The organism is Nostoc sp. S13, assembly GCF_029379315.1.
Lineage (GTDB): Bacteria > Cyanobacteriota > Cyanobacteriia > Cyanobacteriales > Nostocaceae > Nostoc.
Window position 1 is genome coordinate 1 of sequence record NZ_JAQYWQ010000075.1, and the last position, 12,785, is coordinate 12,785.

Genomic DNA, 12,785 nt, shown 5'->3' on the forward strand with positions numbered 1-12,785 from the left:
GAATTCAGAAGTCAGAATTCAGGAGTCAGAATGCAATCAGTGGGGGATTCAGACCTGCCACTGATTGAAGACCACCAAATTTTCTTGTTTTGTGGGGGTGCAAAAACGCCGTTTATTCATCCACCAGTCGCACAAAATACCCAAGTGAATTCTGGCGACTGGCACCTTTATTCTGTTTGATAAACACAGATAAACACAGATACTCGTAGGGACACTGCATTGCCCATGCGTGTCAACTTAAGCCAAAACTCTTTTAAAATCTCGTTTCCAGCCAGAGGCTGGAAATGCAGCTCCTGGTGGCTCTGCCGCAAGTCTTGAGACTCAGCCTCAATGAGGGGCATTCCCAGTCTCCGACTAAGAACGAGATAACGAGATAATCTGTTAAAAGCTGGTTCTAGGGTGGTTTTCACCTTAAGTTGACACCAATGTACATTGCCGTGTCCCTACCCATGTAGCTCATTCAAATGATAATTGCTATATCTGAAAACCACTTTAGATAAAATCATTTTTCAGACTATTGATAGATCGTTATATCCGTAGAAAGATAGAAAGAATACTTCAGTTACTCAGTTAACATCAATGTTAATCCTAATAATTTATGTATTTATTCAGATTTTTTTCAGTAGTGTTAGTTCTCGTAAGTATTACCCCGATTCTCCTGCGGGGTTTTTCTTTGAATTAGCGATGTCTACGACCAGCTTTGCTTACGCCAGGAAATCGACTAAGCCTGTAATGCTTTAAACCACTTAGTCAAAACTGTACTGATGGTTTTCTTAATCTGATGGTTACGGCTCCACTTCTGGAATGCCATTTCATACTCTTCGCCTTTGGCTTGAAAGGTATTCCAGACATCCAGCCCTATAGGCAATCCGCAGAATAGCAAAATGTACAGCGACCAAGAAATTCCGCCAGCATTAATTAAATTAACCAGTATCAAAAAACCATTAAAAATTGCATAATTACTTAGACGCTTCTGAAATTTTCTGATGCGGTAGGCATCAAAAGCTTTTCTGTGTAGCACTTGACCCTGTTGTACTAACCAATCACGTTCTGCTAATTTTAAAGACTCAGGTGAAATTTCTAACTCAGCACCAATTTCTAATATCTGCTCATAAGAAAATTCTGTGTCTTTGTCATCAGCTTGACGAGCGATCGCTAAGTGCAGAATTTGTTGGACATCTTCTTGGCTATAAGAGCGGAGGCTCTTGGGTTCAAATTCCGTCATAACTAATATCTCTTAGTGTTATATATTTATAATTCCTCGCCCGATAGCTGTAACACAGCTACGCCACCATCAACACAATTCCCGCTAAATCTACATTAGCAAATCTAGACAGCGCAAGAGATAGAGATTTCGATACTGAAGGCTCTGTTCAAAGATACTAAAATGCCCAAAATGCTTGATAGGTAATGAGTGTAGGTGTTAGTTACTCGTCAACTTCAAATAACTAAAAAATAATTTATAAATTAATACTATGGACTCATTCATAATCTTAGTAGTTATTTGTCAAAGGGTAACTATAATCTTCTAATCTAAGGATGTAACTCAATGGTTGAAGAAAATGGATCGATTCGTACCCTATCGGTTGATATTGGTGGTAGTGGCGTTAAGGCTATGATTTTGGATATTACGGGGAATCCTGTAACGGAAAGGGGGCGTTTAGATACACCCCAACCTGCTACACCAGAGGTTGTAATTAATGCAATTGTTGTGTTAGCAACTGCTCAAGGTGAATTTCATCGCGTTTCGGTCGGTTTTCCCGGTGTGGTGCGGTCTGGAGTTACAGAAACAGCAGTAAACTTACATCCAGATTGGATCGGATTTAATTTGGAAACAGCATTATTAAAACACTTAAACAAGCCTGTACGGGTGATTAATGATGCAGACATGCAAGGGTTTGGTGCGATCGCTCTTAAAGGTGTAGAATTGGTGATTACTCTGGGTACAGGGTTTGGTTCGGCTTTATTTGTAGATGGTAAGCTGGTGCCGAATATGGAAATGGGGCATCATCCGTTTCGTAAAGGAGAGACTTACGAGCAGCAGTTGGGGCGTGCAGAGTTAGAAAAAATTGGTGAGAAAAGATGGAATAGGCGTTTAGAAAAAGCGATCGCATCCTTGGAACATCTATTTAATTATGATTATCTTTACATTGGTGGTGGTGAAGCTGTGAGAGTAAATTTCCAGCTACCATTAAATGTCAAAGTCATCCCCAATATCACTGGGTTATTAGGCGGTATTGCTTTGTGGCGAGATGAGAAAAGGTAAAAAGTTTTTCAGTATCCACAACTCTTGGTAATAAGCGATGTCTCCGACGGGCTACCCCTACGTGCTTTTTATTAATTAGTAAAACCCTTGATTTTGTATTAATTAGTTCACGGAGTTGAACTTTACTTATGTACTAAGGAATTAGATTCGCACAATGCTTTTAAAACATCCTCAAAGGTGCTTTTTTCTCAACATTTAACAATAATTGATAAAAATTTTATCAGTGCCTCTGAGGAAGGAAAAATTGTTTGGAATTAAGAGTTGATCATTATTGCCAAATGTTGCATTAATCAATACTTAAAAAAGTGATTATATGAATCCAGTAGTATTTCTGCTGGCAGTATAAACATCATAAAAGCAGCATTAGCATACCAAGACTGATCCAAAGATAACTAGGCAAATTTGTTTGATATCATTCCCATATGATCATATAGTATGTTATTGTTTAAACCGTTGATTTACATCCCATATCTGACAAGTTGATGGCTTGATTCAAGATAAAAAAAGCACAAAGCTAATGATATTAGTCTGATTAGATAGAATAGCAGGTGAGCAAATATGATCATGAAAATATTATCTCAAAAATGAGTACATGACTTTTTATTTGGTCAGTATGCACTATCTCGAATAGCAGTAATGTTGTTAGTTAAAATAAATATTGTTTGAAGTAAAATAAACTACAATGACTGAAATTGGCCTGATGATCACGGGCGTGTTAACAATAAGACAAGCATCTGAAGCCAATTTGCCACAGCAGCAATTATTTCAGGTCGAAAATGACGTAAAGCAGTCAAAACAGAGTCACTTAGAGATAACTGCTCAAGTCACACCACCTGAATTCATGCACACAGATGGGATTTCTCAGGCTTCTCCGTCAGCGATCGCACTAGAGAAAGAACATATACTTAAGAAAATCAGCAAAAAGAATCCGGGACTAGCTTCTTCTAACTTAGGGGAGTCAAAGAAGTATTCTCAGTCTGGAGGTAAAGTCCGTGCAAAGGCTACAGGACGATTCCAGAAGTTTAGTAGCCAACCTATGCCGACTCTTTATTTCGGTAGCTCTGGTGTTGCTGTCAGTGCTTTACAACGGCTGTTAGTGTCGAACGGTTATGCCGTTAGAGTCGATGGGATTTTTGGCGCACTAACAGAGACTGCTATCAAAGCCTTTCAAAATCAGCGGAATTTAGGAGTAGATGGAATAGTTGGCCAACGAACCTGGCGGGCGTTGACAATTTAGTTGGGAGTTAGGAATTAGGAGCGGAGCCGGAGACGCTCCGCCTCCGGTTAGGAGTTGTGAAACTTCATATTATTCATAATTCCTGATTCATTTGTGAAAGTATAAAAAATAAAAAATCACTTTTGTAAATTAGTAATAATCCTGAAAGTTTTCTAAAATATGGAGTACATTAATAACATTTCTACTGTCTTTTGAGGGCAACATATTCTCTTCAACCATTACCGCCGCTAATATTTTCAAGACGCGTTAACCATTGATTGAAATGCTGGCACTGCTGACGTATTGTATCCAACCCAATCTCTATTGCAATTAAGGAGCCATGTAATGGCTTTTCATATCCAAGGCAACATCTGATAATTCGTTTGGATGGGGCTGTTGTCGAACCTTCATTAATATGTTCAGGTGAAAGAAATAAGTTACGCTCTGCCTGTAAGGTATCTACTATGCTTTGGTCAAACCATGTGAGAAAAGCTTGCGGATTGCTGTACAGGAGTCCCTCAAACTCATGAACCAGTAAATTAGGGAGAAAATTTTAGTGTTTAATGTCTGCGCTCATTTCCTGCTCAAGATATTCAGCTTTCTGAAATGGGTCATTCATACTAGCCAGAGAACTGCTTCCTGGAAAATCATTTGGCAATCGATATAAATCAAACATCGTAGTAACGAACGCCGAACCATCCTGAAGACATTTACGATTCAATTGCGGCTTGATCTTTGCATAGCTAACTACACCGCCCTTACTTGTTGAGCTAGTTCGCACAAGAATGGGGTTGAGGTATATCTCTTTTCGCTGAAGATGCTCGCAGAGTACTTCTTTTACAAAAGTTTCTTCCGTCTGTCCTTCTACAAAAACGTGTATTCGGATCATCGTGAAGGTCTCCCGCCAAGGATGTTCTTCTTCCACAGTTCTCCTAAACTGTAGTCTTCAAGCCACTCGTATAAATCATCCTCATTCAGTCTTCGGAGTGATGATTTACCATCATCACGATCCACAACAATTACATCTTCCGCCCTAAATTCATTGAGCAGTTCAACCGACTGAGTTGAAACAATAACTTGTTTTTCTCTTGCAGCAGAGCGAATTAACGATGCAAGAACAGTAATTGCATACGGGTGAAGACCTAGCTCAGGTTCATCAACCAAAATGGTTTCGGGTTGAAGGGAAGTAGGTTGCAAAAAGACAGTAACCAGACAGATAAAACGAAGTGTTCCATCCGAAAGAAGATGAGCTTTAAACGGAATATCCTGACCTTGCTCGACCCATTCCAACTCGATAACCTCATTGTTTTGTGGAGAAGGACGTAGATATAAATCACCAAAAAAAGGAGCAACAAGTCGAATTGTTTTGACAATTCGCCGATAAGATTCCGAATAATTTTCACTTAACAAATATAGGAAAGCTGCAAGATTACGCGCATCAGAACGCAAGTAAACATTATCATTAATTCTGTGTGGTTGCTTCACATAAGCGCTGTCGCTTGTATCATGGAAATGATAAACCCGCCACTGCTGCATGGTGGGTAATATGTACTTGTCAATTCTTGTCTTGCTGCCTCGTAAAGCATTAGTCTCAAAATGACCACTACCGATTTCACGCTCACCGCTCATGTTCCACCAAAAAGACTCTTTGGAAAACATCAGACGGTTGTCTTGAGTTGGTTCAAGAGTAGCGAAATATCCATTATTTCCAAAATAAAGCTCAATCTCTAATTGCTCAGTTGTTTTACGGCCAAAATGCAAGAGCGCATCGGGGCCACCCTGGCGGCTTACCAAAACTTGCAGATTCCTCTCAAGCATCTGCTGAACCATGCCGAAGAAGCCTATGAAGTTAGATTTACCTGCACCATTACATCCAATAAGTACGTTTAGTTTCAAAAGCTTAAGGTCACATTCAGCAATAGACTTAAAGCCCTTCAAAACAATCCTTGATAGTTGGCTGTCACTGGTCAGATCGCTCATGGAATGGTTTCCTGATTTTTAAGCTTTTGGGCTGCTTATTTCACAAATAGACCTTAATAGTAATTGTGATTTAGCTCATCTAACTAGGGTCAGCACATTTTATCAATAATTTCTGATGTATTCGGATTAAATCTTGCTTGTTGATAAATCTGGTACGTACGCGTAGCCCATCGTAGACATTGGTTTCGGTTCTGGAACACTAATCAAAATGTAAATCCTGATGATTGCATTAATACATAAAATAAGCTTTTTGTCTAGAGTAATTTAGATATCCTTACTATACGGTTTAGTTAAGCCCAAAATGCTTTGTAGAGACGTTGCATCGCAACGTCTCTACATACCAAAAATCCTTAACCCAAGCGTATTTAGTTAAATATGGAACAGTTGATATCTTCTAACTTATTATCGGTACTTGTGCTGGTCTAATAGCTGTTGTGCTCTTGGTTTATAAATTAAATAGAACAAAGCCTCAAGATAACGCAACAAATCTTCCCGATTCTCCTTTGAGGTAAAGTTCCAGAAGCCATAAATCCGTGCTAATGACAACAGCTTAGTAGTGTGAATTTTCCAAGTATAGGTGCTGTAAACTCGGTCAATGGCTCGGTGCGAAATTTCATTCCAATAGTTAGGATTTTGTTTGCATTTTATGATAAAGTCCACAATTTTTGCGGCTGTCTCATCTAAATTTGTTGGGTTAATCAAAAAGCCATTAACTTTATCTTGAATAATCTCTAGTGGGCCACCAAACTGTGTGGCGAAAGTCGGTAATCCTGAAACCATCGCTTCTAAAATTGTCAAACCAAAAGCTTCAAATAAAGCTGGTTGTACAAAAATTCCCTGATGATCGGCAATCACTCGGTAAATTTCACCAGAATCAGTTTTAGTCAAGCGCACACCCAGCCAACGAATCTTCCCGTGAAGATTGTACTGGTCAATTATTTGGTAAAGTTTAATTATTTCGTCACGTTCTTCGTTGTCGCCTGATTCTTCGACGCGCAATTTACCCGCCACCAAAATTAAGTTGTAATGCTCTTGTAATTCTTTACTTTGACCATAACATTCAGCTAAACCTGTGAGGTTTTTGATGTGGTCAAGACGCGCCATTGAGAAGAGAGGGCGCTTGTTAGGATCGTCGAGTTTGCCAAAGATTTGCACGGGGTCTTCCAGAGTAAAGAGTATTTCTGCAAGGCGCTGGCGATCGCTCTCCACCCTGTCTTTAGTCCGGGAGTAGGGAAAGTAATTATTTTCATTTACTCCAGGCGGTACGACATTAAATTTGGGACTAAATAATTCAATGCCATTGGTCACATGGTACAACTCCGGCATGGTGAAGCATTTATAAGACTCGTACTGTCCCACACTATCCGGTGTTCCGACAATTTCTTGGTAGGTACTGCTGATCACAAAATTGGCAGCATTCATCGCAATCAAGTCAGCTGTGAATTGCAAAGAAAAATGATATTTATCCTCTAATTCTTGCCAGTAGAGGTTACTGAACAAGTATTTAGATTTTTCCAAAGCATGGGCAACATTGCATTGGGTAACTTTCAGCCGTCGCGCCAGCAAGAATGCCACTAAATTCCCATCAGTATAGTTTCCAACTATTAAGTCAGGTGTGCCGTGAAATTCTGCCCGTAGTTCTCTTTCTGAATCAACGGCGAAAGTTTCTAGATAAGGCCAAAACTCAAACCGGGAAATCCAGTTTTGAGTCATGTTAGGATTAAATTCCCGTAAAGGTACTCGCAAAATCCAAGTATTTTCGGTACCGTGGACTTTTTCTAGCCGTTGATTACAAAGGGTGCCATCACTATTGGGAATCAAGCGGGTGAGAATAATTACCTTTGGCTTAACATTCAATCCCTCTAAACCCGCAAGCAGGACATCTTCTTGTAGCTGCTTCTCTAGGCTCTTTGCCTGATCAAGGACGTAAACTACCTGACCGCCGGTATCGGGACGCCCCAAAACGCCCTCTTGCCCAAACCAACCGTGAGCTGACACCAAGACGATTTTAAAAATCATCGGAACACGAGAAATCAAGGCTTCTAGGGTTTGAGGGTCGGCAGAATCAATCAATTCATCGAGAATATTTAAGCTTTCCCGCACACGCCCTGCGGTGTTACCCCAACCCGGTTCAAAACCCATTGTTTGCAATTGGAAGCGAAATTGTTCGTAGGGTTGATCATCGGGGCGATTATTAACAAAATCGATAGCTTTCTTAACTTGCTCGGAAAGTTGCTGCTGTGATTGAATGCGATCGTTGAGGAGCAGTTGAACACCGTTGTAGTGGTGCAGACGCAAGAAATTCAATAAGCTGTCGAGCAATTGTTTGGAGTCTTGAAATATTTTGCTAGATAGATAGCGGTTGAGAAATTCTACTCCCTTACCAATATTTTTGGGGTCGCGGATTGTTGGAGAGTAGTCATAAAACGGGCCGAAGTCCAATTCTAGCAGGTCGCCATCGTTAGGGTGAAATTTGTTCACCAAGCGATCGCGCAGATCCAACAGATCCTGCACCGTCATCGGTTCAATGCTTAAGTCTGATGTCAACCAATAAACTTCTTGACTGGCAATTTTAGAACGGATGATGAAACAGAAGTTTGAGTCCTCCTGAATAATTTCCTGAGTATAGTAAATAAGTTTGCCTAACTCAGAGGAAGTGTAAAAACCCTCATGTGTCTGAGACTTTGAGCAATACTCACTATATGCATTGAGTATGTCGTTCCGCAGCAAGTACTTCTTTTCTTGTTGGCGTAATTTACTAATAAAGGAACGCAAATCACTTCTTTCTTCACTATCTAAGACTGCTTGAAGCAATTCAGACATAGCAACTCCACTAGATGACGATGTTTGCATTGTTAAATGTCAAGGCGACACAAATAAGCCTTCACCTTTTCTTGAGCCACATATAAACACCAAATAACACAGATAAATCAGATTTATCTGTGTACCTATAAGTATCAACTTTTAAGATGGCACTTAAATCATGTTCTACTTTACTTAAAGTATCTATGACTCAGTATTTTTTATCTAACTAAAGGAATACAATTTTTATTTCTTTTGATAGATGTTAGGAAATAACTTGCTATTATTTATTTACCAAAACCTGAAATGAAAGCTAATACTTTAGTTTAAAGCTTAACTATTCAGTTGAACTTAAATGAATTCAAATCAATTTTTATTCTATAGCAATCTTAAATCATTTGTGAAATCTTCTCTTTTTACACTTCGCGCCCTTTGCGTCCTTCTCTGCGAGACGCTGCGCGAATGCGGTTCGTTAAACAAAATAATTTTCACAACTCAGATAGGATTGCTATAGTGTAGACTAATCCTTATTTACCCTAGTTATAATTTCAGCTTTCAGCAAAAGTTGTTTAAATAGGGTAAATTTATATGGCTACTAATACACAATTTAATTAATTTTAGATTGCGTAACATCGTTTAATTTATTTTTGCCCAATTACTTGTAAAAATTTTTACCATATTGATATTGGGTAGACAGTTACTCCTGCAAAGAAGCAAGCTATGCGGAGCGTCTTCAACATTTGTCGCTTATCGTCAGACATCGCACACCTAGTTTTCATTTAGAAAGTAGATTTGCTTATATACATCAAATTATTGATAAGATAAGCTAATTAATTATCATGGATTTGCAATCCTTTTAAGTCCATGAACTCGTAGATGGCAGATCCTTGCTAAAGTAATGGTTATGAATATTCAGACCCACAACCCATCTTTTATAGGAATATATGGATCATTATAAAATTATGTAGGGCGAACGATGGGAATTGAACCCACGAATGGTGGTACCACAAACCACTGCCTTAACCACTTGGCTACGCTCGCCATTCAACAATTTGAATTATAGCAATAATTTGGCAAGCGATCAAGAGTTTTTGTTTAAGGAACGGACTCAGTTGATTTAGAGTCTCTGGAATCTAACGATTACAAGGAATTTTACTTGGTAAACATGAAACCCTTAACCATCATTGCATATACTGGAGCAGCAGCAGGACTCGCCGTTTTGGGTGTGGCAATGGCGAAGACCAATCCTAGTCAGGTTGAATATGAAGAATATGCAGTCCAACGGCTGACAAAATACTTAAAAACTGATGTATGTAAAAAAACTACGAATATTCTAGAAAATTTAATCCGTTTTAATTGTGATAAGTTGGTTGACTCGGCTAACCCGCAAATCCAAGAAATTGTTACCAGGACTACAGAAAGACAAAATTACGTTATTTTTAGCATTTACCGTACAGATTTAAAAATAAATTCTTGGATACCTTCATACAAATTTGAAACAGTGGGAGCTTTTGATCAATTTTATACTTACACTGCCGAAGAACAATAAGGCAAGCAGTAGGGGGAGAATATAAAGGTATTGTAACTTCTTTTAATTTTATTCTTGATGCTTTGTTGTCAGCTGCTTTTTAGAAGGAGTTGCATTTCTGCTAAACTTGTATTAATTTTAATAAAAATAAGGAAATATATTTTTTACTTGACTATTAGAGCATTCATAACGTATAAAGTATTTTTTAGATGAGATGATTTCAAGTAAAAAATATGTCTAGCAAGCATAGAGCTATTGATCCTCCTAATTTACCTTTATATGAAACAATGAATAAGGGTATACCAGATAACCAATTATATGAATTAGAAAGCTATCAAAATGTACATTTATCAAATTGCCAGATTGAGGGAACGAAAGGAGTAGATTTTCAGTATGCATATTTTGATAATGTTAAATCTATAAATACTTACTTTAAAAAACTTACTCTACAAGATGTTAGAATTGCTAAAAGTGATTTTGCCAATACTGAATGGGAAGAAGGTTCATTTAATAGAGTTGAATTTATTAACTGTAGATTGCTAGGATTTCAAGCAATAAAGTCCAGATTCAAAAATATTATTTTTAAAGGCTGTCAAGGACAATTATCACAATTTAATTCAAGTAAATTTGATCATGCTATTTTTGACAATTGTATACTTGAAGATTCTACATTTATAGAATCTTCTCTGATAAATGTAAAATTTATAAATTGCCAAATGAATAATGTTATCCTTGCTGATGCTAAATTTAAAAACACAGATTTTCGAGGTTCTAATATAGAGGGGTTACAAATTAATATAAATCAGCTTCAAGGTGCAGTTTTAGATGTATTCCAAGCGGCTTATATTCTTCAGAGGTATGCAAATGTAATAGTTAAAGCTGTTGATGAAGAAATAACGGATAACGCATAAAAGTTGAAAGTAAGTTTTGATTTGTCGTTGTAAAATACAACAAGTTTACTAGATCAGCCTTCTCTTTATCCTCTTTTTTTAGTGAAGGTTTTGTTCGTAATTGATCATAATTTCAATAATTACCAGAGTACTTAATTATTCCCAGCTTTATCTTAAATAAAAATAGTAACTGAGAGTTCAAGCTTTACCAATGTCATCTGCCTATCTGCTAGTATCTCACGGAAGTCGCGATCGCCGCCCAGAAATTGCTATGCAGCAATTAGCAAAGCTGGTATGTAACAAATTGCCAAAAAACGACAATTCATTAAATAGCGAATATCTGGTTGGCATAGCTGCTTTAGAAATGAGTCCTCAGCCTTTACATGAGCAGATTAAACAATTTGCCAACAGTGCTTTTGGCGATGTCGGTGGCGGGCGTAGATGCAGCGGATTGTCTCAAAAGGAAAATAGCCTCAAAATTGTACCGGTATTTCTGCTGCCAGGAGTGCATGTAATGACAGATATTCCCGCCGAAGTAGCACTAGCACAACAGGATATTGGTCAGGATATCATGATTGAGTTGCAACCATACTTAGGCTCTCACCCCAATTTAGAGAAACTGCTGGCAAAGCAAATAGCTGCAATAAAAGCAGAAGCATGGATTCTATTAGCTCATGGTAGCCGTCGCCCAGGTTCTCAAGAAATTGTGTCAGCAATGGCGGCGAGTTTAGGAGCTGTGGCTGCTTATTGGGCTGGGCCTCCTAGTTTAGAATCACGCGTGAAAGAGTTGGTAGCTGCTGGTTATCGGGAAATTGCAATTTTGCCATACTTTTTATTCGCTGGTGGAATAACCGATGCGATCGCTGGCTCAATCGAGGAGCTAAAATTACAATTTTCTGCGGTGAATTTCCAATTGGCGCAGCCCTTGGGAGCAAGTGCAGAATTAGCCGAGCTAATTTCGGATTTAACAGATACAAGATAAATGAACCGCACAGAAAAACAGGAGAACAAGTATTTGGGAAAGGTTTATTTAGTAGGTGCGGGGCCAGGAGATCCAGGACTAATTACCCTGAAGGCCAAAGGTTTATTGGAATGTGCAGATGTAGTTATCTATGATGCCTTGGTGAGTACTGCAATTCTGGCAATGATTAATCCCCAAGCAGAGCAAATTAATGCTGGTAAGCGTGCGGGGAGACATTCGTTGTTGCAAGAAGAAACAACTCAATTGCTGATTGATAAAGCGCAGGATAATGCAATTGTGGTGCGGCTCAAGGGTGGTGATCCGTTTATTTTTGGTCGCGGTGGCGAAGAGATGGCAGAATTAGTTAAAGCTGGAATATCAACGGAAGTTGTGCCAGGTATCACATCGGGAATTGCAGCCGCCGCCTATGCAGGTATCCCTTTGACTCATCGGCTGTATAGTTCATCGGTAATATTTGTTACTGGTCACGAGGGGGTGGGTAAGTATAGACCGTTAGTGAATTGGAATGCGATCGCCCACGGTTCCGAAACCATTGTAATTTATATGGGAATTCACAATCTACCTTATATTGTGGAACAGTTAAGTGCAGCTGGGTTGAATTTAGAAACGCCCATTGCTTTGGTGCGCTGGGGTACGCGACCAGAACAAGAAGAATTGATTGGTACTTTAGAGACAATTGTCAAACAGGTAGAGCAAACTGGATTTGGTGCGCCGGCGATCGCAGTTATTGGACAAGTAGTGAATATGCACAGTATTTTGTTTAGTTGTCGTCCCGTTTGATGGTTGGTTTGAAGGTTGTTTAGAGAAGAACGTGATACAAAGGGCAACAACAACGATTTTTCTGTAGACTGCAAATAGTCGTAAAATGGTCATTATTTAGCGTAAAATTACTGTCAATCTACAATAGACTTATCCGGAAATGAGAACTTTATTTGGCTGAAACCTAGCTCTGGAGAGGGTTTTAGAGGTTCCTGTTTTATATAAGCTAAAAAGCCAGCTATGTAAGGGTTTCAGCTATTTTGAGGTTTATTTGTGGATAAGTCTAATAGACATCTCCGAAAAAGAATGTAGAGACGCGAAATTTCGCGTCTTTACAAGGGTTCTAGATAACGCATATTTAA

Annotated in this window: 11 protein-coding genes, 1 tRNA gene and 1 pseudogene; 7 read left to right on the forward strand and 6 right to left on the reverse strand. The window is 38.7% G+C overall.

Going from position 1 to position 12,785, the window contains the following annotated elements; genetic code table 11:
* The coding region (locus PUQ00_RS21095) for a hypothetical protein (protein ID WP_300420345.1) at nt 1-180 on the forward strand (180 nt) is incomplete at its 5' end.
* Here PUQ00_RS21095 and PUQ00_RS21100 read toward each other — a convergent pair.
* Both PUQ00_RS21100 and PUQ00_RS21105 read right to left on the reverse strand, forming a co-directional pair.
* A complete protein-coding gene (locus tag PUQ00_RS21100; RefSeq protein WP_300420347.1) occupies nt 168-341 on the reverse strand; it encodes a hypothetical protein in 174 nt (57 codons plus the stop codon). The genes PUQ00_RS21095 and PUQ00_RS21100 overlap by 13 nt on opposite strands.
* Before the next feature lie 380 nt (nt 342-721).
* A complete protein-coding gene (locus PUQ00_RS21105) occupies nt 722-1,225 on the reverse strand; it encodes a 2TM domain-containing protein (RefSeq protein WP_300420349.1) in 504 nt (167 codons plus the stop codon).
* A gap of 324 nt (nt 1,226-1,549) precedes the next feature.
* Between PUQ00_RS21105 and PUQ00_RS21110 the strand changes: the two genes are divergently transcribed.
* Nucleotides 1,550-2,266 carry an ROK family protein gene (locus PUQ00_RS21110; RefSeq protein WP_300420351.1) on the forward strand — a complete coding sequence of 239 codons (717 nt, stop codon included), beginning with the start codon at nt 1,550-1,552 and terminating at the stop codon, nt 2,264-2,266.
* 682 nt (nt 2,267-2,948) lie between these two features.
* Entirely contained in the window at nt 2,949-3,503 is a 555-nt protein-coding gene (locus PUQ00_RS21115) for a peptidoglycan-binding domain-containing protein (RefSeq protein ID WP_300420354.1), read from the forward strand.
* Between the two features lie 211 nt (nt 3,504-3,714).
* Here the strand turns inward: PUQ00_RS21115 and PUQ00_RS21120 are convergent.
* The 4 genes and pseudogenes from PUQ00_RS21120 to PUQ00_RS21135 all read right to left on the reverse strand — a co-directional run bounded on the left by PUQ00_RS21120 (nt 3,715) and on the right by PUQ00_RS21135 (nt 9,305).
* Nucleotides 3,715-4,371: pseudogene (locus tag PUQ00_RS21120) on the reverse strand (DUF4276 family protein).
* Nucleotides 4,368-5,462 carry an AAA family ATPase gene (locus PUQ00_RS21125; protein WP_300420356.1) on the reverse strand — a complete coding sequence of 365 codons (1,095 nt, stop codon included), beginning with the start codon at nt 5,460-5,462 and terminating at the stop codon, nt 4,368-4,370. The pseudogene PUQ00_RS21120 and the gene PUQ00_RS21125 overlap by 4 nt, the downstream one beginning before the upstream one ends.
* A gap of 402 nt (nt 5,463-5,864) precedes the next feature.
* Nucleotides 5,865-8,285: a sucrose synthase gene (locus tag PUQ00_RS21130; protein ID WP_300420359.1), complete on the reverse strand. Its 2,421-nt coding sequence runs from the start codon at nt 8,283-8,285 to the stop codon at nt 5,865-5,867.
* 947 nt (nt 8,286-9,232) lie between these two features.
* Nucleotides 9,233-9,305 (reverse strand) — tRNA-His (locus PUQ00_RS21135).
* Nucleotides 9,306-9,429: 124 nt separating this feature from the next.
* On the opposite strand from PUQ00_RS21135, the gene PUQ00_RS21140 reads away from it, so the two are divergent.
* From PUQ00_RS21140 to cobA, 4 genes are all read left to right on the forward strand, one after another.
* Nucleotides 9,430-9,813: a DUF4359 domain-containing protein gene (locus tag PUQ00_RS21140; protein WP_300420361.1), complete on the forward strand. Its 384-nt coding sequence runs from the start codon at nt 9,430-9,432 to the stop codon at nt 9,811-9,813.
* A gap of 212 nt (nt 9,814-10,025) precedes the next feature.
* Entirely contained in the window at nt 10,026-10,703 is a 678-nt protein-coding gene (locus PUQ00_RS21145; RefSeq protein WP_300420363.1) for a pentapeptide repeat-containing protein, read from the forward strand.
* 190 nt (nt 10,704-10,893) lie between these two features.
* Nucleotides 10,894-11,664, forward strand: coding sequence for a sirohydrochlorin chelatase (locus PUQ00_RS21150; protein ID WP_300420365.1), 771 nt, complete (start codon nt 10,894-10,896; stop codon nt 11,662-11,664).
* Nucleotides 11,665-12,444 carry a uroporphyrinogen-III C-methyltransferase gene (gene cobA, locus PUQ00_RS21155; protein ID WP_300420367.1) on the forward strand — a complete coding sequence of 260 codons (780 nt, stop codon included), beginning with the start codon at nt 11,665-11,667 and terminating at the stop codon, nt 12,442-12,444.
* The last annotated feature ends 341 nt before the right edge of the window (nt 12,445-12,785 follow it).